This is a genomic window from Streptomyces sp. NPDC057543, assembly GCF_042801895.1.
GTDB lineage: Bacteria > Actinomycetota > Actinomycetes > Streptomycetales > Streptomycetaceae > Streptomyces.
This window is the reverse complement of record NZ_JBHVFF010000144.1, coordinates 1-20,883: the sequence shown is the minus strand read 5'-3', so window position 1 is coordinate 20,883 and position 20,883 is coordinate 1. Positions and strand designations below refer to the sequence as shown.

17 protein-coding genes and 2 pseudogenes are annotated in these 20,883 nt (G+C 71.2%); 5 read left to right on the top strand and 14 right to left on the bottom strand.

Going from position 1 to position 20,883, the window contains the following annotated elements; genetic code table 11:
- Window positions 1-132 precede the first annotated feature (132 nt).
- Entirely contained in the window at window positions 133-1,221 is a 1,089-nt protein-coding gene (locus ACFU8Q_RS23290) for a branched-chain amino acid aminotransferase (RefSeq protein WP_384457010.1), read from the bottom strand.
- Between the two features lie 404 nt (window positions 1,222-1,625).
- Window positions 1,626-2,666, bottom strand: coding sequence for a 3-isopropylmalate dehydrogenase (locus tag ACFU8Q_RS23285; RefSeq protein WP_384457008.1), 1,041 nt, complete (start codon window positions 2,664-2,666; stop codon window positions 1,626-1,628).
- An 89-nt stretch (window positions 2,667-2,755) separates the two neighbouring features.
- Here ACFU8Q_RS23285 and ACFU8Q_RS23280 point away from each other — a divergent pair.
- Window positions 2,756-3,230 (top strand): annotated as a pseudogene (locus tag ACFU8Q_RS23280) (phosphoesterase); the annotation flags it as partial.
- A 34-nt stretch (window positions 3,231-3,264) separates the two neighbouring features.
- Here ACFU8Q_RS23280 and ACFU8Q_RS23275 read toward each other — a convergent pair.
- The 5 genes from ACFU8Q_RS23275 to ACFU8Q_RS23255 form a co-directional block, all read right to left on the bottom strand.
- Window positions 3,265-3,393, bottom strand: a complete 129-nt coding sequence (locus ACFU8Q_RS23275; RefSeq protein WP_266748797.1) for a hypothetical protein — start codon at window positions 3,391-3,393, stop codon at window positions 3,265-3,267.
- 604 nt (window positions 3,394-3,997) lie between these two features.
- Window positions 3,998-4,543, bottom strand: coding sequence for a GNAT family N-acetyltransferase (locus tag ACFU8Q_RS23270; RefSeq protein WP_384457005.1), 546 nt, complete (start codon window positions 4,541-4,543; stop codon window positions 3,998-4,000).
- A gap of 172 nt (window positions 4,544-4,715) precedes the next feature.
- Window positions 4,716-5,483, bottom strand: coding sequence for an FAD:protein FMN transferase (locus ACFU8Q_RS23265; protein WP_384457003.1), 768 nt, complete (start codon window positions 5,481-5,483; stop codon window positions 4,716-4,718).
- Window positions 5,476-5,919, bottom strand: a complete 444-nt coding sequence (locus ACFU8Q_RS23260; RefSeq protein WP_384457001.1) for an FMN-binding protein — start codon at window positions 5,917-5,919, stop codon at window positions 5,476-5,478. The genes ACFU8Q_RS23265 and ACFU8Q_RS23260 overlap by 8 nt, the downstream gene beginning before the upstream one ends.
- Window positions 5,920-5,930: 11 nt before the next feature.
- Window positions 5,931-7,295 (bottom strand): ferric reductase-like transmembrane domain-containing protein, encoded by a 1,365-nt coding sequence (locus ACFU8Q_RS23255; protein ID WP_384456999.1) that lies wholly within the window; start codon window positions 7,293-7,295, stop codon window positions 5,931-5,933.
- Window positions 7,296-7,464: 169 nt separating this feature from the next.
- Here ACFU8Q_RS23255 and ACFU8Q_RS23250 point away from each other — a divergent pair, with 169 nt between their 5' ends.
- The 3 genes and pseudogenes from ACFU8Q_RS23250 to ACFU8Q_RS23240 form a co-directional block, all read left to right on the top strand.
- Window positions 7,465-8,199: a response regulator transcription factor gene (locus ACFU8Q_RS23250; RefSeq protein ID WP_384456997.1), complete on the top strand. Its 735-nt coding sequence runs from the start codon at window positions 7,465-7,467 to the stop codon at window positions 8,197-8,199.
- On the top strand, window positions 8,196-9,620 hold the full coding sequence (locus ACFU8Q_RS23245) for a sensor histidine kinase (RefSeq protein WP_384456995.1): 1,425 nt from the start codon (window positions 8,196-8,198) through the stop codon (window positions 9,618-9,620). The genes ACFU8Q_RS23250 and ACFU8Q_RS23245 overlap by 4 nt, the downstream gene beginning before the upstream one ends.
- Before the next feature lie 240 nt (window positions 9,621-9,860).
- A pseudogene (locus tag ACFU8Q_RS23240) lies at window positions 9,861-9,956 on the top strand (nitroreductase family protein); the annotation flags it as partial.
- A gap of 206 nt (window positions 9,957-10,162) precedes the next feature.
- Here ACFU8Q_RS23240 and pruA read toward each other — a convergent pair.
- Window positions 10,163-11,794, bottom strand: a complete 1,632-nt coding sequence (gene pruA, locus ACFU8Q_RS23235) for an L-glutamate gamma-semialdehyde dehydrogenase (protein WP_384456993.1) — start codon at window positions 11,792-11,794, stop codon at window positions 10,163-10,165.
- A 51-nt stretch (window positions 11,795-11,845) separates the two neighbouring features.
- Window positions 11,846-12,772 (bottom strand): proline dehydrogenase family protein, encoded by a 927-nt coding sequence (locus ACFU8Q_RS23230; protein WP_384456991.1) that lies wholly within the window; start codon window positions 12,770-12,772, stop codon window positions 11,846-11,848.
- Window positions 12,773-12,951: 179 nt separating this feature from the next.
- Between ACFU8Q_RS23230 and ACFU8Q_RS23225 the strand changes: the two genes are divergently transcribed.
- Window positions 12,952-14,094, top strand: a complete 1,143-nt coding sequence (locus ACFU8Q_RS23225; protein ID WP_384456989.1) for a PucR family transcriptional regulator — start codon at window positions 12,952-12,954, stop codon at window positions 14,092-14,094.
- A gap of 28 nt (window positions 14,095-14,122) precedes the next feature.
- Here the strand turns inward: ACFU8Q_RS23225 and ACFU8Q_RS23220 are convergent, their stop codons facing one another.
- From ACFU8Q_RS23220 to serA, 5 genes are all read right to left on the bottom strand, one after another.
- Window positions 14,123-14,641: a hypothetical protein gene (locus ACFU8Q_RS23220; RefSeq protein ID WP_384456987.1), complete on the bottom strand. Its 519-nt coding sequence runs from the start codon at window positions 14,639-14,641 to the stop codon at window positions 14,123-14,125.
- Complete coding sequence (locus tag ACFU8Q_RS23215) at window positions 14,638-15,360, bottom strand: hypothetical protein (RefSeq protein ID WP_384456985.1); 723 nt, start codon at window positions 15,358-15,360, stop codon at window positions 14,638-14,640. The genes ACFU8Q_RS23220 and ACFU8Q_RS23215 overlap by 4 nt, the downstream gene beginning before the upstream one ends.
- 313 nt (window positions 15,361-15,673) lie before the next feature.
- Entirely contained in the window at window positions 15,674-18,160 is a 2,487-nt protein-coding gene (locus ACFU8Q_RS23210; RefSeq protein WP_384456983.1) for a Tox-REase-5 domain-containing protein, read from the bottom strand.
- A 195-nt stretch (window positions 18,161-18,355) separates the two neighbouring features.
- Complete coding sequence (locus ACFU8Q_RS23205) at window positions 18,356-18,952, bottom strand: TetR/AcrR family transcriptional regulator (RefSeq protein WP_384456982.1); 597 nt, start codon at window positions 18,950-18,952, stop codon at window positions 18,356-18,358.
- Window positions 18,953-19,032: 80 nt separating this feature from the next.
- A complete protein-coding gene (serA, locus tag ACFU8Q_RS23200) occupies window positions 19,033-20,625 on the bottom strand; it encodes a phosphoglycerate dehydrogenase (RefSeq protein ID WP_384456980.1) in 1,593 nt (530 codons plus the stop codon).
- Window positions 20,626-20,883: the final 258 nt, after the last annotated feature.

Sequence of the window (20,883 nt, the reverse complement as noted above, 5' to 3'; positions counted from 1 at the left end):
GCTGCTGCCGGGGCGGGCGTCGCGCTACGGGACGTCGCGGTACGGGACCGTGGCTGTACAGGACCGTCGCGGTACGGGACGTCGCTGTACGGGACGTCGCTGTACGGGACCGTCGCTGTACGGGACCGTGGCTCAGCCGAGCGGGTGCATCCAGCCGTGGGTGTCCTCGGTGACGCCGCGCTGGATGTCCAGCAGGCGCTCACGCAGCTTCACCGTGACCTCGCCGGGCGCGCCGTCGCTCTGGGTCCACTCGCCGCCCGCGGACTTCACGATGCCGACGGGGGTGATGACGGCGGCGGTGCCGCAGGCGAAGACCTCGGTGAGGCTGCCGTTCTCGGTGTCGGCACGCCACTGGTCGATGGAGACGCGGCCCTCCTCGGACTCGTAGCCGAGGTCGCGGGCGACCTTGAGCAGCGAGTCACGGGTGACACCGGCGAGCAGCGAGCCGGTCAGGGCCGGAGTGACGATCTTGTTCCCGTACACGAAGTACAGGTTCATCCCGCCTAGCTCCTCGACCCACTTGTGCTCGACCGCGTCGAGGTAGGCGACCTGGTCGCAGCCCTGCTCGGCGGCCTCGGCCTGGGCGAGGAGGGACGCGGCGTAGTTGCCGCCGGTCTTGGCGTCGCCCATGCCGCCGGGGACGGCGCGGACGCGGTTCTCGGAGAGCCAGATGGAGACCGGCTTGACGCCACCGGGGAAGTAGGCGCCGGCGGGCGAGGCGATGACGATGAAGAGGTACTCGTTGGCGGGCTTCACGCCGAGGCCGACCTCGGTGGCGACCATGAACGGACGCAGGTAGAGCGACTCCTCGCCGCCGTGCGCCGGAACCCATGCCTTGTCCTGCTGGACCAGCACGTCGCACGCCTCGATGAACGTCTCGACGGGCAGTTCCGGCATGGCCAGCCGGTGCGCCGAGGCCTGGAAGCGCTTGGCGTTCGCCTCGGGGCGGAACGTGGCGACGCCGCCGTCGGGCTGGCGGTATGCCTTGAGGCCCTCGAAGATCTCCTGCGCGTAGTGCAGGACGGTGGTCGCGGGGTCGAGGGAGAGCGGGCCGTAGGGGACGAGCTGGCCGTCGTGCCAGCCGCGGCCCTCGGTCCACCGGATCGTCACCATGTGATCGGTGAAGTAGCGGCCGAATCCGGGCTTGACCAGGATCGCTTCGCGCTCCGCGTCGGACAGCGGGTTCGAGGAGGGCTTGAGCTCGATCGTGGGCGTCGTCATGTGTGCGTGTCCTTCACCGGTTGTGTGTGTTGGACCGCGCTCACGTCGCTCCTGTCAGACAGGTGCTAGGACGTCCGAGCCTTGGACCGGCCGACACATGGAGGGCGGCGTCACGGGGTCCGGTGCGCGCGTCTGCGGCGTTGTCGTCAGTCGCCATGGCTCCGCCATGCCTCAGTCCTCCGCCTTGCAGCTGCACGCGCCAGATCCCGCTCCTTCTCCCACCCTCCATGTGCCGGTCGGTCCAAACCGCGAGCGACGGCCCCGTTCGATTATCGCTCCCGGGTGGCCGTGCACGAAATGACGCGAATGCGGTCCAGTGGTCGATGGTGGCACCCGGGACCGCATAGGAGAAGCCGCCGGGTGCGGTTTGCGACCCGGCGGCTTCGAAAATTGGAGTCGTCGGGTCAGCTCGCTACGCGTACCGCGAGCGCGTCGCCGATCTGGTCGGTCGTACGAGCCATACCGTCGCGCTCCGCGAGGTCGGCGGAGACGGCGTCCTCGATGCGCACGGCCTGGGCCTCGTAGCCGAGGTGGCGCAGCAGGAGGGCGACGGAGAGGATCGTGGCGGTCGGGTCGGCCTTGCCCTGTCCCGCGATGTCGGGGGCAGAGCCGTGGACCGGCTCGAACATCGACGGGAAGCTGCCCGTCGGGTTGATGTTGCCGGACGCCGCCAGGCCGATGCCGCCGGTCACGGCAGCGGCGAGGTCGGTGAGGATGTCACCGAAGAGGTTGTCGGTGACGATGACGTCGAAACGCTCCGGCTGGGTGACGAAGAAGATCGTCGCGGCGTCGACGTGCAGGTAGTCGGTGGTGACCTCGGGGTACTCGGCCGCGACCTTGTCGAAGGTGTTCTTCCACAGGTGGCCCGCGTACACGAGGACGTTGTTCTTGTGAACGAGCGTCAGCTTCTTGCGAGGGCGGGCGTCGGCCCGCTCGAAGGCGTCACGGACGACGCGCTCGACACCATAAGCGGTGTTGACGCTGACCTCGGTGGCGACCTCGGCCGGCGTACCGGTGCGCAGCGAACCGCCGTTGCCCGTGTACGGGCCCTCGGTTCCCTCGCGGACGACGACGAAGTCGATGTCCGGGCGGCCGGCCAGCGGCGTCGCCGTGTTCGGGAACAGCTTCGACGGCCGCAGGTTGATGAAGTGGTCGAAGGCGAACCGCAGCTTCAGCAGGAGCCCGCGCTCCAGGACGCCGGACGGCACGGAGGGGTCGCCGATCGCGCCGAGCAGGATGGCGTCGTGACCCCTGAGGGCCGCCAACTCCTCGTCCGGGAGGGTTTCACCGGTACGGTGCCAGCGCCGGGCGCCGAGGTCGTACTCCTTGGTCTCCAGCTTCACATCCTGCGGGAGAACAGCGTTGAGGACCTTGAGGCCCTGGGCCACGACCTCCTGGCCGATACCGTCACCGGGGATCACTGCGAGATTGATGCTGCGAGACATGCCCGCACCTTACTGCGCGTCCCACGTCATGACACGTCACGTCCACCATGCGGACACGTGGTGAACTGTACGTTCGCCCATTCGACGGCGCCTTCTCGACGACCAACGCGCACACGTCGGACGTCGGGGTGCGCGACGCGTGGGTGCCGCTCTTCGAGAAGCACCAGGTGGACCTGGTCATCAACGGCCACAACCATGTCTACGAGCGCACGGACGCGATCCCGAAGAACGCGGTCCGGCGCAAGGTGCCGATCGGCGAGCGCACCGACCCGACGCGGGACGGCATCGTGTACGTCACGGTGGACGGCGCGGGCAGGCGCTGTACAACTTCCCGGCACCGGACACGTACGAGGGACACGTCGAGGACCGGGACAGCGTGAACACGTACCACGTGGTCAAGGCGGCGGAAGGGCACCCGGGGCCGTGGAGTGGTCCCGGGTGCGTTATACCGGCTTCTCGTTCCTGGCGGTGGAGGTGGAGCCCGGACGGCATGCCCGGATGAAGGTCACCGCACTCGCCGAGTCGGGCGAGCGCATCGACCACTTCGAGATCAGCCGCGGCTGAGCACCGACCGGGCGGCCGGCCTCGACGGCTGGTCTCAGTGGCCCGTGGAGCCGCCGTTGTCCCTGCGGTCGAGGGCCCGCTGCAGGGCGGCGGCGGCATTGCGGCGCTCCGACTCGGTCGGGCGGTGGGTGTGACGGACGCGGCGGACAGTCGTCTCGGCCATGATGGATCGACTCCTTGAGATCGCGAGGATTTCGAGATCGAAAAACCGTGAAAGTGATGTCGAGATCGGGATTTCGAGGCGCCGGAAGGGGCGGGGAGCGGGCGCCGCAGGGGTTGCCTGCACAGGGGCGCGCGCTCACGACCGCCAGTCGCTGGATCTAGCGAGACGTTCGGCTTATACAAAGTTAGGACAGCTCGGCCGGTCTGTCTCCACAATTACTCGGACTTCCTACTATCTGAGACGGAGGTTTACGGCCGCCCGCCCCCGGTTCCCGGCCCCGCGCCCGGACAGCGGGCGATCGTGCCTGCTCAGAAGCGGTGACAGGACCGGCCGGGCACGTCGGCGAGGCCGGCCCGTCACACGCGCTGCCCGAATTCCTGCACTTCTCGGACGACGCCCCGGTCACGGCGGTGGAGCTGCACCAGCTCAACAGGGTGCCGCTGTCGGCCGGCCTGGCGGACCGGATCGACCCCGACCCCTGGTACGGGCTGACGTCAATCTGCGGGCCCGCGACGAACTGGGGCACCGGCCGCTGTACCCGTCGGTGCGGACGGCCCGGGACACGGGCGCGCTGCAGGAGATTGCCCGGCGCGGCCGGCTCCGGTCACAGCACGTCGCCGTCCCGCCAGTCGAAGACCAGCGTGCCGGAGGCGGCGGGCAGCGCGTGGCCGGCCGTGGGCCGGACATACGTGCTGCCCTCCTCCTCCGGCAGCCGCTCCACCCCGTGCCTTGCCTGTACGGCGATGCGCCCCGGCCACACCCGCCAGCCGCGCCCGGCGTAGAGCGGGGCCCCGGCGGCCGACGCGGACAGGGCCCCGAAGGCGTACGCCCCGTCGACGACCTCCTCCAGCGCGGCCATCACCCGGCCCCCGAGCCCCTCCCGGCGGCGGTCGGCGCGCACGGCCACGGCCTCCACGTAGCCGATCCGGTACGAGCGACCCTCGTGGATGACCCGGCGCTGGACGACGCTGCCGTGTGCGAGCAGCCCGCCGCCGTCCCGTACGTACGCGTGGATGCCGCCGAGGCCGTGGTCCCAGTCGTCGTCGCTGAAGCCGCCCTCGAAGGCGGTGTCCAGGAAGGCGCGGATCTCGTCGAGGGCGGCCGGGGCCAGGCGGTAGGTGTGCGCGGTGCGCAGCGTCGGCTCCGTCATGTGTCTCGGCCTCCAGGGTTGTGAACCTGCGCGGACAGGGCGAACGTTTCGCCGTCCTGTCGGCAGCGGTCAAGCGTCGGTGATTCCTGGTGGCCGATGATTCCTGGTGAGCGGGGCCGGGCAAAGGTGCGGGCCCCGTTCCCTGCTCGAGGGCACGAGTCCGCGTCCTGCCTCATGATCCGTACCGGCTGAATCCTGACGTCTGCCATGTCCGGCCGTCGGGCAGGACGGCGAGTGCCTCGTGGCCGTCCAGTGCTTCCAGCCAGTCCCGTGCGTCCTCGCCTCTGGCGAACGCCGCGGTCGTGTAGGCATCGGTCGTGGTCAGCCGGGGCCCGATGACGGTGAGGGAGGCGAACGTGGTGGCGGGTGTGCCGCTGTGCGGGTCGAGGATGTGGGCGCCGCGTTCGGCGGTGCCCGAGGTGGCGACGGCCAGGTCGTGGCGTGCGGTGATGACGGTGGCCAGTTCACCGGGGCGCAGCGGGTGGGCAATGCCGACGCGCCAGGGGGTGCCGGGGGTTGCCCGGCCGCGGAGTTGGAGGTCGCCTCCGCCGTTGACGCAGGTGTGGTGCGCGCCGGCTTCGTGGAGCAGTTGGGACGCGGCTTCCGTGGCCCAGCCCTTGACGAGTCCGGAGGGGTCCAGGACACCGGCCGGGACGATGCTGAACCAGCCGTTGGTGACGTGGCCGGCTTGCGCGCAGAGGGACAGCACTTCGTGGACTTCGGGAGGGCAGTCGTCCAGGTGTATCTCGCCGCGGTCGAGGCGGCTGATGTGGCTGTCGGGCCGGTAGGTGGAGAACACGGCGTCGACCCGGTGAAGTTGACGCACGGCCTCGGCGAGGGCGCGGTGGATGGCCGGGGTGGGCTCGTCGCGGATGTCGAAGGAGAAGACGGTGCCCATGACGTGTTCGACGTGGCGCAGCCCGTGTGCGGTGTCAGGCATGAGCCCGGTCCAGGGCGCTCTGCAGGGATTGGATGTAGCCCTGACTGGTGTAGCTGGCGCCGGTTACGGCGTCGATGTGCGCGCTCTGGGCGCCGATCGCTTCCTGCGTGAGACGGGGCAGCGCGTAGGAGGCGATCTGCTGGTCGCGGCCGTTCTGGTCCGGGGCCTGGAGAACCTTGACGGCAGTGATCCTTCCCCGGGAGAGGGTGGCGGCGACCTGCACGGCCCCGTAGGGAGTGTCGATGGGTTCGCCGGTGAATGTGCCGGTGCCGGTGGATGTGCCCGACGAGGTGCCCGCGGGGGTGTGCGGGGAGGAGGAGTCCGTCGGGGAACGGGGAGCCACCCCGGCGAGGGCCGGGTACTGGTGCGGCTTGAGGGCGAGCAGCGCGACGACGAGGGCGCTGATCCCGGTGGTGGCGAGGACGGCTCGGCGCATGGTGGTTCTCCTCAGAACGCGAACGACTCGTGGTGGATGCTTCGTGCCGGGACTCCGGCGTCGCGCAGGGCCTGGATCGCGGCCTGTGTCATGCCGGGCGGACCGCAGAGGTACACGTCGTGCGCGGCGAGTTCCGGCACCAGCGCGCTCAGGCCCCGGGCGGTGAGAGGGGAGGAGTATCCGGCCGGTTCGTCGACGACGTAGTGCACGGTGGCCCGTCGGTGGGCGGCTATCGCGTCGATTTCGCCGCGCAGGGCGAGGTCGTCGGTACGGCGGGCCCGGTAGACGAGGGTCACCTGTCCCGGCAGCGTCTCGAAGAGCGTGCGCAAGGGGGTGATGCCGACGCCGCCGGCCAGGAGCAGGACCTTGGGAGAGGTGCGTCGGTTCGCGGTGAAGCCGCCGTACGGCCCCTCCGCCCACACCCGGGTGCCGGGCACCAGGCGGGCGAGGGCGGCGCTGTGGCCACCGGCGGTCTTCACCGTGATGCGCAGACGACCGGGGTGCGCGGGGGCGGAGAGGGAGTACGGGTTGGCGGTCCACCACAGACCGCGGGTCATGAAGCGCCAGCGCAGGAACTGCCCCGGCTCGCCCCCCAGCTCGTCGAGGTGTTCGCCGGTGAGGTGGACGGAGACCACGCCCGGCGCTTCGGGCCGGACCTCGGTCACGCGCAGGCGGTGGCGCAGCCCGCACCGCAGCGGCACGGCGAACCGGTACCAGGCGACCAGCACGGCGACGCCGAGGAACAGCGTGTACCAGGCGATCTGGGCAGGACGGTTGCCGACGAAGTCGGCTCCGTTGGAGAGCTGGTGTCCGAAGGTGAGGAAGACGGCCAGGTAGGTGGCGAAGTGCAGGTAGTGCCAGGTCTCGTAACTCAGCTTGCGGCGGGCCGCGCGGGCCGAGAGGACTCCGGTGGCCAGGAACAGCAGGAAGCCGGCCGTGCCCTTGAGGAGGTCGGGGTAGTGCAGGACGAGCGTGGAGGTCTGGTCGACCACGTCGGTGTGGGAGGTCAGTGAGTAGCCCCAGATGATCAGCAGGGTGTGGGCGAGGGCCAGGGAGATGGTGCAACGGCCACCCAGGGCGTGCCAGCGGGCGAGCCGGTCGGTTCCGATGGCGTGGTCCAGCAGCGGAACGCGGGCCATCAGGGCCAGCAGCACCGCGCAGGCGTACCCGGCCAGCAGCCCCGTGATGCGCCCCGCCCCGGTCAGCCAGCCGGCCGGGCCGACCACCGAAGTCGTGTCGCTCCACCACAGGGCCAGCACACCCGCGGCACCGGCCCCGATCACCAGCGGCGCGAGGAACGGCACAAAGCTGCGGCGCGGACGCCGATGGCGCATCCCGCGGCTCTCGTACGTGGTGCCGGTGAACGTGGTGGTCATGGGCTCCTCCGGATAGGACTCGCTCCGGCGATGGGCGGCCAGCCTCACAGCCCAACCTCTGCGTTCCTTCTGAATCCGCCCCTCCGGCCACCCTCGGCGCCGATTCAGAGGAATCTCACAGACACCACCCGCCCCACTACGGCCCTCGCCGGGGGAACCTGAAAGAACCATGGACGAGCCGCGTACGACATCGCTTCTGCACCGCCCCGACGGAGGATCCGTGCGGGTCCTCGTCGTCGACGACGAACCCGACGTCACCGATGTCCTGGCCGGCGTCATGACCAGCGAGGGCTGGCAGGTCCGCACCGCCGCCGACGGCGCGGCCGCGCTCGCGACCGCCCGTGATTTCCGGCCCGACGCGGTGGTCCTGGACTGGATGCTGCCCGACCTCGACGGCCTGCAGGTCCTGCGCGCGCTCAGAGGCGAGGCACCCAGCGTGTGCGTGCTGTTCCTGACCGCCCGCGACGCGGTCGAGGACCGCATCGCCGGCATCACCGCCGGCGGCGACGACTACGTCACCAAGCCCTACAGCCTGGAAGAAGTCCTGGCCCGGCTGCGCGGGCTGCTCCGGCGGGCCGGCATGACCGCCGAGCCGGGGGGACACCGGCTCACCGTCGGGAACCTCACCATGGACGAGGAAGCCAGGGAGGTCAGACGCGGCGGGACCACTGTCGACCTGTCCCGGACCGAGTTCGAGCTCCTGCGCTTCCTCATGCGCAACCCGCGCAGAGTCCTGTCCAAGGACCAGATCCTCGACCGGGTCTGGGCCTACGACTTCGGCGGCCGCGCGCACGTCGTCGAGCTCTACATCAGCTACCTGCGCAAGAAGATCGACGCGGGACGCACCCCGATGATCCACACCGTGCGTGGCGTCGGTTACGTCCTCAAGCCGGATTCCCCGTGAGACGCCCAGCACCCCGCACTCTGCGCGGCCAGCTCACCGCCGGACTCGTCACCCTGCTCGCCCTCACCTGCCTCGCCGTCGGCATCACCATCGCCCTCGCCCTGCGAGGCTTTCTGGTGGGGCGCCTGGACGAGCAGCTCTCGGCGTCCGGCGGCCGGTTCGCCGCCAGCCTGGAACACGAGGCCAAGCCCGACGCCGACAACCGTCCCGACACCCGGGGCCAGGCCGAATCGACCTTCGGCGCCCGCCTCGTGAACGGCTCCGTCACCCAGGCCGCCGTCGTCGACGACACGAGCGACCGCCCGCTCCCCCTCGCCCCCGGGGACCGCCGCGCCCTGGCGGGGGTCCCCGCTGACGGACGCGGACACAGCATCCGCCTCTCCGCTCTGGGGATCTACCGCGTCACGGCTGTCCAGGGCGACGACCAGGACACCCTGATCACCGGGCTGCCCCTGCACCCGGTGGAAGAGACCGTTCACCGCCTCGAAGCGGTCGAAGCCGCGCTGTTCGGCGCTGCCCTCACGGTCACCGGCGTCGCCGGGGCCCTGTGGGTGCGGATCTCCCTGCGCCCCCTCCAGCGGGTCACGGCCCGGGCCGCGGAGGTGGCCGGGCTGCCGCTCGCGAGCGGCGAGGTCGCCATGCCGGGGCCGCTTCCCGACACCGACCCCCGCACCGAGGTCGGCCAGGTCGGCACCGCCCTCAACCACATGCTCGGCCACATCGAGGACGCTCTCACCCGGCGCCAGGCCGGCGAGGAACGACTCCGGCACTTCGCCGCCGACGCCAGCCACGAACTTCGCACCCCCGTCGCCAACATCCGGGGCCACGCCGAACTCGCCCTGCGCCACGAAGGCCCCGTTCCCGGCGCCGTCCGCCATGCCCTGGAACGCATCGAAGGCGAGTCGCAGCGCATGACCTGCCTGGTCGACGACCTGCTCCTCCTCGCCCGGCTGGACGCCGGGCGCCCCCTCGGACACGAGCCGGTCGATCTGACCCTGCTGATCCTGAACGCGACGGACGACGCACGCGCCGTCGGCCCCGGCCACCGCTGGCTCCTCGACCTCCCCGAAGAACCGGTCACCGTCACCGGCGACGCCCACCGGCTCCAGCAGGCCATCGGCAACCTCCTCGCCAATGCCCGCACCCACACCCCGCCCGGCACCGAGGTGACCATCACCCTCACCGCCGATCGAGCCGGTGTCGCCGTGCGCGTGAGCGACAACGGGCCGGGCATCCCCGAAGAGCTCCAGCCGGAGGTCTTCGGGCGCTTCGTCCGCGCCGACCACGCGCGCTCCCGCAATACCGGAAGCACCGGTCTCGGCCTCGCCATCGTCCACGCCGTCATCACCGCCCACGGCGGAACCGTTGCCGTCACCAGCCGCCCGGGACACACCACCTTCCGCCTGACACTCCCCGGCTGACACCGTGCGACCCGGTCACCGCACCGGAGGGGCAGACCGGTGGGCAGACCCGCACCACGGACCGGCCGCTCCACACCGGCCGGCCGCGTGCGCCGATTCTGTCCGACAGCCCTCTGGTCCGGACTTGCCGGCACCGCCGGACTGCCGACAGGCTCGACACCACAGCCGTACCCGCATGGGACTCCCACGCATGGCGTGCCCCCTACCGTCCGGTCCCTACCGCCCGCAGCGGACCCCGGCAAGGCCCATATGGTGATCCCGGTCGGGTATGCGGCCGACGACTGCCAGGTACCGGACCTGGTACGGAAGTCCCTCGGCCAGGTGCTCGTGGAAATCCGAACCCACCCCCGGAACCGCGGCCGGGCCCGGAAATGGAAACCGCCTCCCGGCCGGCAGGGGAACCGGGCGGGAGGCGGAAATCGTGGTGGGGCGCCGGGGGTGCGGCGCCCCGGAGGGGTCAGCCCTGGTAGGGGGTCAGCCCTGGTAGGGAGTCAGCCCTGGTGGGGGGTCAGCCCTGGTAGGGAGTCAGCCCTGGTGGGGGGTCAGCCCTGGTGGGGGTAGGTGTAGTCGGTCGGCGGGACCAGCGTCTCCTTGATGGCCCGGGTCAGGGTCCAGCGCTGCAGGTTCTGCGGGGCGCCCGCCTTGTCGTTCGTACCCGAGGCGCGGCCACCACCGAAGGGCTGCTGGCCGACGACGGCACCGGTCGACTTGTCGTTGATGTAGAAGTTGCCCGCGGCGTACCGCAGCTTCTCCATCGTGTGCGCGGCCGCGGCGCGGTCGCCCGCGATGACGGAACCGGTCAGCGCGTAGTCGGAGACCGACTCCATCTGCTCCAGCATCGCGTCGTACTTGTCGTCCTCGTAGACGTGCACGGCGAGGATCGGGCCGAAGTACTCGGTCGTGAAGACCTCGTTCTCCGGGTCGCTGCACTCGATGACGGTCGGGCGGACGAAGTAGCCCACCGAGTCGTCGTACGTGCCGCCCGCGATGATCGTGCAGGACGGGTCGGACTTGGCGCGGTCGATCGCGGCCTTGTTCTTGGCGAACGAGCGCTCGTCGATGACGGCACCGATGAAGTTCGACAGGTCGGTGACGTCACCCATGGTGATGGAGTCGACCTCCGCCGCGAACTTCTCCTTGAAACCGGAGTTCCAGATGGAGGCCGGAACGTAGGCGCGGGAGGACGCCGAGCACTTCTGGCCCTGGAACTCGAAGGAGCCACGGGTGAGCGCGGTCTTCAGGACGGCGTGGTCGGCCGACGGGTGGGCGACGACGAAGTCCTTGCCGCCGGTCTCGCCGACGAGCCGCGGGTAGGTGCGGTAGTTGGCGATGTTGTTGCCGACCGTCTTCCACAGGTGCTGGAAGGTGGGGGTCGAACCGGTGAAGTGGATACCGGCCAGGTCGCGGTGGTTCAGGGCCACCTCGGAGACGGCGATGCCGTCACCGGTCACCAGATTGATGACGCCCTTGGGCAGACCCGCCTCTTCCAGGAGCTGCATCAGCAGCACGGCGGCGTGGGTCTGCGTCGGGGACGGCTTCCACACCACGACGTTGCCCATGAGGGCCGGGGCGGTGGGCAGGTTGCCCGCGATGGCCGTGAAGTTGAACGGCGTGATCGCGTAGACGAAGCCCTCCAGCGGGCGGTGGTCCATGCGGTTCCACACGCCCGGCGAGTTCGCCGGGGGCTGCTCGGCCAGGATCTGGCGCGCGTAGTGCACGTTGAAGCGCCAGAAGTCGACGAGCTCGCAGGGGGTGTCGATCTCGGCCTGCTGGGCGGTCTTCGACTGGCCGAGCATCGTCGACGCGGCCAGCGTCTCGCGCCACGGGCCGGACAGCAGCTCGGCGGCGCGCAGGATGATCGCGGCGCGGTCGTCGAAGGACATCGCGCGCCAGGCCGGGGCGGCGGCCAGGGCGGCGTCGATCGCGTCCTGGGCGTCCTGCTGCGTGGCGCCCGCGAACGTACCGATGACGGCCTTGTGGTTGTGCGGCTGTACGACGTCGAAGCGCTCGCCGCCGCCCATCCGCTTCTCGCCGCCGATGGTCATCGGCAGGTCGATCGGGTTCTGGCTGAGCTCCTTCAGCTTCGCCTCCAGGCGGGCGCGCTCCGGGGAGCCCGGGGCGTAGGAGTGGACCGGCTCGTTGACCGGCGCGGGGACCTGGGTCACAGCGTCCATGAGTGCCTTGTCTCCTTGCTTCAGCGGGGTGGGGGCAGCGGGGCGGGCGGGTCAGCCCTTGGTGAGGATGGAGCGGCCGAAGAACAGCAGGTTCGCCGGCTTCTCCGCGAGACGGCGCATGAAGTAGCCGTACCAGTCCGTGCCGTACGCGGTGTAGACGCGCATCCGGTGGCCCTCGGCCGCGAGCCGGAGGTGCTCGTCGCTGCGGATGCCGTACAGCATCTGGAACTCGTACTCGTCCAGTTTGCGCCCCGCCTTGCGGGCCAGTTCCTGGGCGATGGCGATCAGACGCGGGTCGTGCGACCCGATCATCGGGTAGCCCTCGCCGTCCATCAGGGTCTTCAGGATGCGGACGTACGCCTTGTCGATCTCGGCCTTGTCCTGGTACGCGACGGACGCGGGCTCCTTGTAGGCGCCCTTCACGATGCGGACGCGGCTGCCGGCGGCGGCCAGGCGGCGGGCGTCGTCCTCGGTGCGGAACAGGTACGCCTGGATCACACAGCCGGTCTGCGGGAAGTCCTTCCGCAGCTCCTCGTGGATGGCGAACATCGAGTCGAGGGTGGTGTGGTCCTCGGCGTCCAGCGTGACCGTGGTGCCGATCGCGGCGGCGGCCTCGACGACCGGGCGGACGTTGGCGAGGGCCAGCTCGTGGCCGCCGTCCAGCGACTGGCCGAACATGGAGAGCTTGATGGACATCTCGGCCTTGGTGCCCAGGCCCAGGTCCTTGAGGCGGCCCACCAGTTCGAGGTAGGCGTCGCGGGCGGCGGCTGCCTGCTCGGGGGTGGTGATGTCCTCGCCCACCACGTCGAGCGTGACTTCGAGGCCCTTGTCGGCGGCGTCCTCGATGACCGGGACGACCTGGTCGACGGTCTCACCGGCGATGAACCGGTCGACGACCTGCTTGGTGCCAGGTGCGGCCGAGATGAAACGGCGCATCCTGTCGCTGCGGGACGCGGCGAGAATCACGGGACCCAGCACGGGGCACCTCCACGGAAAGTACGAACGAAGGCCGTACCGGCAGAGGGGGAACAAAGCGGTACAGCACGGAGAACCACCGTGAAATCTAAGGATCCCTCCGATCGTGTGCCATCGACAGCTGTCACGCATCCGTTCCCGGGTTCTCAGACATATGTCTGAGGCGGTGCGAGAATGGCCGGGTGAAGGGCGATTACCAGGAGCTGGTCGACGAGATCTCCGGGCTGCTCGGCGCCCCCGCGACGCTCGAGAACCGGGATTTCGGCCTGGTCGCCTTCGGCGCCCACGACAGCGACGACGACACGGCGATGGACCCGGTCCGCACCCGCTCGATCCTGACCAGGCGCTCCACCCCCGCGGTCCGCGCCTGGTTCGAGGGCTTCGGCATCGCCCGCGCAACCGGCCCGGTCCGCATTCCGGCCGCCCCGGAGGCCGGGGTGTTCCGGGGGCGGATCTGTCTGCCCGTGCGCCACCGGGGTGTCGTGCTGGGTTACGTGTGGCTGCTGGACGCGGACCCCGGGCCGACCGACCAGCAGCTGAACGCGGCGATGGAGGTGGCGGCCCGGATCGGGGGGCTGCTCTCCGATGAGGCGCGGGCCGGCACGGACCTGTCCCGGGAGTTCGGTGCGGTCCTCACCGCCGTGCGGGGCTGGCAGCGCGACATGGCGGTGGCCGCGTTGCGCGAGGCGCTGGGCCGGGACGCGGAGGGGCTGCACACGCTGGTGTGCGTGACCCCGTGGACCGACGATCCGCCGTCGGTCCGTACGGTGCCCTCGGCTGCGGCGCTGACCTCGGTACCGGCCCCGGGGACCGCCCGGGCCGCCTCGCTCGCCGCACTCGTCCGGCTGCGCTCCACCGATGTCCTCGATCCGGCACTGACCGCCGCCGACCGGCTGCGTTCCGCGGCGGACCGGGGCGCCACGGCCGGGGTCGCGGTGCCCCGCCGGGGTCTGGCGGAGCTGGCGGCGGCCTGGCACGAGGCGTCGGCCGCGGCCCGCGCGGCGGCGGCCGAAGCCCGCTTCGGACCGGTCGCCGAGTGGTCGGCGATCGGCCCGTACCGGCTGCTGACCGCACTCCCCGCCGAGGTGGCCGCGGACACGGCGGTGCGCGCCCTGCTCTCCCCGCCGCACAAGGATCTGGCCCGCACCGCCGAAGTGTTCCTCGACTGCGCGGGCCAGGCGTCCCGGACGGCCGCGGCGCTCGGCATCCACCGCCAGACGCTCTACTACCGGCTCTCCCGGGTCCAGCAGCTCACCGGCCTCGATCTCAACGATGGCGAGGACCGGCTGCTGCTGCACATGGCGCTCAAGGGCGCCCGGCTCTGACTACGCGCCGACGCCGTCGGGGCAGCCCTCAGCGCTCGTCCGGGACGGTGACCGGCCGGGTACTGACCAGGGCCGCCAGCACCAGCGGCGCGTCGCCGTCGCTGTGCCCCACGCTCACGCCCACCCAGCGGTCCGTGCCGCCGACCGGGCCCCAGACGGACAGATCGCCGTAGAGATCCTCGTCGAACAGCGCGTCGAACAGCGGCTCGACGGGGGCGCCCTCCTGCCGGCGCAGCAGCGGCAGGTGCAGCGGCACCGCACGGTGCGGGCCCCATCTGCGGTCCAGTTCCCAGACGAGGGCGGCGAGATGTGCCTCGGCCGCGTCCTCGGCGTCGTTCCACTCGGGGGCGTACACCCCGGTCAGCGGGTCGCCCTCCCAGAGTGGGATGACGCGGAAGCCCTCGCCGCCGGTCGCGGTCCACTCCCCCGTCTCCGGATCCCCCTCGGCCGCGGTGGGCCCGGTCACCGGCACGGGGCCGGCCAGCAGCGCCTCGATGTCGGCCAGCGCACGGGCCGCGGCGAAGGTCTCCCCGGCGCGGACGCTCACAGGACGGCCCGGTCCATCGGGCGGGGCAGCGGATCGAGCGCTCCGGCCTCGCGGAGCCGCTCGTAGGCCGTCACCACCTCCGCGCTCGCGCCGGGGCCCGCGATGTGCAGGAGCACGCCGCCGCCGGGCAGTTCCTCCCGGGCCGCCTTCAGACTGTCCGGGAGGAGGGCCGCCCGGCCCGGGGAGAGGTATCCGACCCGGCCCACGACGGGATCGCCGATGGAGAACCCGGCGTCGTCCTCCAGTGCGTCGAGCACGTCGTTGTCGCTCACGTCACCGAAGTCCGGCTCCCACACCCGGGCGAGGACGGCGAGGAGTTCGGCCTCGGGAACCTCGGCCCCGTCCGGCGAGTGGACTGTCACCACGAGCGACTGGAGCAGGAACTCCGGGGCGCCCCCGCCCAGTCCACTGATCTCCGTCTGCCAGCCGGGCGCACCCGTGCGGACCAGCCGCAGCGCGGTGCCCGTGAGGTCGGACCAGTCCTCGGCCGCCTGCACCACGCGCAGGGCGCCGAGCAGCGCCCCCTCGTCCGCCGGCAGGTCGGTCCCGGGCCCGGAGCCGTGGACGTGCCGCCAGGGTCCGACTCCGGTCGCGCCGCTCGCCGACGCCGCTTCGGGGAGCAGTTCCGTGAGCCCGTCCAGCGTCCGCTTCCAGCGTCCGGCGAGCGCTTCGGCCGACTCCGGACGGGGGCCCCAGAAGCCCCGCACTACACGTCGCATGCACTTTCCTCCGTCGAGCTTCGTCCGTCGGGTGTGGCGCCCGGGGCCTGTCCGGCGGATCAGGGTCGAACAGGGCACGGCGTCCGGTGCGGTGCGTCGCAGAGCGCCGGAACGTCCTGAAGCGGGACCTCCCGTGCTCGAACCGAGTCGAGAGCTCGGGGAAGGAGCTGTTCGGACGTTTCGGCAACGCCGCGAGGTGCCGTGCCAGGCGTCGCGACCCCGGCCGTGATCCACCGGACAGGCCCCAGGGCCTCTCGTTCGGATCACGCCGGGCTCGCGTGCCCCGGCGCCGCCGGGCGCCGCTGCGTGCAGGCTACTCGTCGAAGGCACCCGGTTTCCTGGTGCTGTCGTTCGGCTTCGGCTTGCTGTAGACGACCTTGATCGGCAACTGCTCGTCGCGGAACGCCTGACGGGCCGCCTTGGCCACGTCCGGGTCGGAGAAGTGCCACTCCACCGCCCGGCCGCCGGCCGCCTCCACCTGGGCCTGCGCCTCGGCGATGAACTTGTCCTTGCCGGACTTCGTGAGCGCGCCCTGCTCGGTCTGGGACAGATAGCTGCGGTAGCCGTTCTTGGCCTCCAGGAAGGTCTGCCTGCTCGAGTCCCAGCCGTCGTACTCCACGGCCGGCTTGCCCTCCTTGGGGTGCGGTACGACGTACTCCTGGCCCCGGTTGGTGCCGGTGATCTGCTCCTGGTACCGCAGCCAGGACTCGTTCTTCCAGTTGGGTGCGGGGTTGCGGTCGCGGCTGGCCCAGTAGCCGTCGCCCAGGTCGGCGTCGCCGAGCTTGTGGTCCTTGAGGTCCTTGCCCCAGGACGGCGGGTTGTAGTTGCGCGGGTCCGAGGTGTCGTTGCGCTCCGGCTCCGGGTACTTCTTCTTCTCCAGCTCGGCCTTGCGGGCGCGCTCCGGCTCCTCCAGACGCTTCTGCTCCAGGTGCGCCGCCCGTTCCTGGGCGCGCGCCTGAGCAGCCTCGGCCTTGGCCGCCTCGTCGCACCCGCCGTCCGCGAGGACGACCCGGTCGGCCGCACCGGAGGCCAGCACACCGGTGCCGGAGCCACCGACGCCCGCGGTTCTGCCCCCATAACGCACCAGGGGCGGCCCGGAAGCGATGACGCAGCCGGTCCGGCGCGCCGCGTCCTCCGCCGCGTCCGCGGCGTCGTCGGCCTCCTTGGCGGCCTTGCGGACCCCGTCGAGGTCTCCGAGCTCGGCGGCCTTGCGGGCGCGGCGGGCCGCGGCCCCCGCGTCTTCGGCGGCCTCCGCCACCTTCTCGGCGACCTTGCCCAGCTTGCCGAGCTTGCCGACCTTGCCGACGACCTTCGCCACGTCGTAGCCGGGGATGAAGAAGGAGCCGATGTTCCAGACGACATCGGTGACGGCACGGGTCTTCTCGCCGTTGTTCCAGCGGTCGCGGACCTCGTCGCCGACGAAGACGTCGTCGCCGACCTTCACCACGGTGTTGACCGACGCCTTGCCCCAGTCCCAGACCGCGCCGAGGTAGTCGCCGTCGCCCCACTTGTCGCCGGCGTCCTTGGAGTCCTGCATCCACTGGTTGCCGAGTTGCTTGCCGTAGTCCGCGATGCCGGACCACGTCTCGGGCTTGAAGAGGTCGATGATCCCGGTGACGTCGCCCCAGACCCCGTCGACCGCGAGCCCCTTGACGACCTGGGTCGTGCGGTCCCAGGCGCAGCCGAAGAAGCCCCAGCCTCCGCAGTCCTCTTTCCCGGCCTTGTCCCCGCCGCCCTGGTCGTTCCCCTTGTCGTCCTTGTCGGACGCGGGTACGTCGTAGTCGGCTTCGGGCTCCTCGCCGTTCTCGGGATAGGTGTCGACCCCGCTGCCCGGACGGCCGTCGTCGGGCCCCCCGGTGCCGCCGCTCACGCTCGTATCGCCGGAGGAGCCCCCGGCCGCGCTCCCGCCGCTCGCGCTGCCGCTCCCACCGGCCGCGTTCCCGCCGCTCGCGCTGCCGTTCCCCCCGGCCGCGTTCCCGCCGCTCGCATCGCCACCGCCACTGCTGCCGGCCGGGCCGCCGTTCGTACCACCCTTCGAGCCGGTACCGCCCGTGACCGTCGTGCCGCCGTCCGCGCCCGCGGCGCTTCCCCCGGCGGCTCCGCCGGCCGCGGCGCCGCCGTCCTGGCCGCCGCCCGCCTCGACCCGGCCCGTGCCGTCGCCGGAGGCGGGGCACGAGTAGCCGCTCAGCGAGCAGATCGCCGACTGGAGCTCCGCGGTGATCCGGCCGCCGACGCCGCTCAGCGCCATGGCCGCGATCAGCGCGACCACGATCAGCACCAGGCCCAGGTACTCCAGGGCCGTCTGTCCCCGGTCCCGACGCCAGGTGATCATGTGCGGAAGCGAGAACTTCGGCCGCTCGCCCCGTTCCCCCGGCGGCAGCAGGAACCACGCCCGGCTCTGCTGCCGGGTGAGGAAGACCAGGATCAGGACCGGCAGCAGCAACTGGGTGAAGCCGTGTGCCGACCCGTCTCCGATGTTGGCCACGCCGCCGAGGACCAGCCACACCTGGACGGCGACCAGTCCCCACCAGACCCGCTTGCCGCCGGTCCGTACGTGCCGCGCCAGCAGCACGCCGATGATTCCCGGCGCGGCGGCGTACAGCAGGATGCCGATGACTTCGGCGCCCAGCGCGTCCACCGCGAGCGCGGAACCGAAGAGGCCGAGCGCGCCCAGGACGGTCGCCCCGAACAGCACGAGGAGCAGCACTCGCACCGTATTGAGCGGGCGCGGAAGCTCCCGCCGCCCCGCACTCCCCTGCGCCGGACCTTCAGGAACCGGTATGCCACCCATAGCAGACATACGTGCCCCGCCCCCCGGCGTCAGTGAGTGCCATGACAGTCACTCACCCTAGGGTCGGGCCCCCGCGCGCGTCATGGGCCTCAGGGCCCAACATCGACCCCGTGTGGGCCCCATGAGGACCGTCACCGAGGCCGCGTCACCGGCGCCGCGCGTCCGCGGCATCCGCGGCCGCCGCCCCGCCGCGCACCCCCGGCCCTACTGGCCCACCCGCCCCTCCAGCACTGCCTTCAGACCGTCCGTCAAGTCCTGGGCGGATGGCGCGGATTCACTGTCCATCAGCCACTGCACCATCACACCCGCGAGCAGTGCCTGGCAGAACAGCCCGGCCACCCGCGCCTTCTCCGGGTCCGCCTCCGGATCGATGCCGAGCATGTTCTCGGCGAGCCCGTCACGGCCCTCACGCTGCGGGCCCACGAGGGCCTTCCGCAATTCCGGGTCCTGGTCGATCCGGGAGACGACCTCCATCTGGAGTTGCCAGACGGACCGGGTCTGCTCATAGCTGTCGATCACCCGTTCCCAGGTGTCGCGGAACTGGTCCAGCGGCGCCCGGGACCCGCCGTCGGCGTCGCTGCCCACAGCCTCGTCCGGCTGCTCGGTGAGCACATCGCCCCACTCCTCCGTCACCTTGAGGAAGGCGAGGTTGAGCAGGGCTTCCTTGGATCCGTAGTGGTAGCCGATGGAGGCGAGGTTCGTCCCGGATGCGGCCACGATGTCGCGCGCCGTCGTCCGGGCGTACCCCTTCTCCAGCAGGCAGCGCTTGGCGCCTTCGAGCAGATCCTCACGATGTCCCATGAACGCAGCGTACCCGGCATGCAGACGTTTGTGTAAGACGCACGTCTAGATGCCGGGTACGCGGAGCCCTCGGGCCTTTGTCAGTCGGTCAGGTTCACCGTACGGGCCGACGCGGCCCCGATCTCCGAGGAGATCTCGGCGAGCACCGACGCCGGGACGTCGTCGTCGACGGTGAGCACGACCAGCGCCTCGCCGCCCGCACCCGTCCGCGAGACCTGCATGCCCGCGATGTTCAGACCGGCCTCACCGAGGATCCGGCCGACCGTGCCGACGACACCGGGGCGGTCCTCGTAGCGCAGCACCACCATGTGGTCGGCCAGCGCCAGGTCCACGTCGTACTCGCCGACGGCGACGATCTTCTGGAGGTGCTTGGGTCCGGCCAGTGTGCCGGAGACCGCGACCTCCTCGCCGCCCGAGAGCGTGCCACGGACGGTGACCACGTTGCGGTGGTCCGGCGACTCGGAGCTGGTGGTGAGGCGGACCTCGACACCGCGCTCCTGCGCGAAGAGCGGGGCGTTCACGTACGACACGGTCTCGTCGACGACGTCCTCGAAGACGCCCTTGAGCGCGGAGAGTTCGAGCACCTTGACGTCGTGCTGGGTGATCTCGCCGTACACCTCGACGTCGAGACGGACCGCGACCTCGCCCGCGAGCGCGGTGAAGATCCGGCCGAGCTTCTCGGCGAGCGGCAGGCCCGGGCGCACGTCCTCGGCGATCACGCCGCCCTGGACGTTGACCGCGTCCGGCACGAGCTCACCGGCGAGGGCGAGGCGCACGGACCTGGCGACCGCGATGCCGGCCTTCTCCTGGGCCTCGTCGGTGGAGGCACCGAGGTGCGGGGTGCAGACGACCTGGTCGAACCCGAACAGCGGGGAGTCCGTGCAGGGCTCCTTCGCGTACACGTCGAGACCGGCACCGGCGACCCGGCCCTCCTTGAGGGCCGAGGCGAGCGCCTCCTCGTCGACGATGCCACCGCGCGCGGCGTTGACGATGCGCACCGAGGGCTTCACCTTGTGCAGCGCCTCGTCGCCGATCAGGCCGAGCGTCTCGGGGGTCTTGGGCAGGTGCACGGTGATGAAGTCGGAGACCTGGAGCAGCTCGTCCAGCGACAGGAGCTTGACGCCCATCTGGGCGGCGCGCGCGGGCTGCACATAGGGGTCGTACGCGACAATCTTCATGCCGAAGGCCGACATGCGCTGCGCGACCAGGACGCCGATGCGGCCGAGGCCGACGACGCCGAGGATCTTCTCGCTCAGCTCGACGCCGGTGTACTTGGAGCGCTTCCACTCGCCGTTCTTCAGGGCGGTGTTGGCCTGCGGGATGTTGCGCGCGGTGGCGACCAGCAGACCGCAGGCCAGCTCGGCGGCGGTGACGATGTTGGAGGTCGGCGCGTTGACGACCATCACGCCGGCCTTGGTTGCGGCGGAGACGTCGACATTGTCCAGACCGACGCCGGCGCGGGCGACGACCTTCAGCTTCGTCGCGGCGGCGATGGCCTCGGCGTCGACCTTGGTGGCGGAGCGCACCAGGATGGCGTCGACATCGGCGATCGCGGGGAGGAGCTCGGCGCGGTCCGCGCCGTTGCAGTGCCGGATGTCGAAATCCGGGCCCAGGGCGTCAACCGTGGCAGGCGACAGCTCTTCAGCGATGAGTACGACAGGTTTCGAGCTCACGTGAGTCCTCACAGGTCCAGTGCGGACGGCCGTCCCGACGGCCGCAGGCGGTGGAGGGGCTTGCCGCGTGGAAGACGCACGACACTGTGGGCCTGACGCGTGTATGTGTGGAGAAGTGTAGTCATGCGCCAGGACGCATACTGCGCCCCGATGGAAGGATCACCCACACGGGGGTGGACGACTTGTACACACGTACGACGCCGCCTCTTCCAGCGGTGAAGCGGATACGCCCCGGGGGCGGGTCGAGGAGACCCGCCC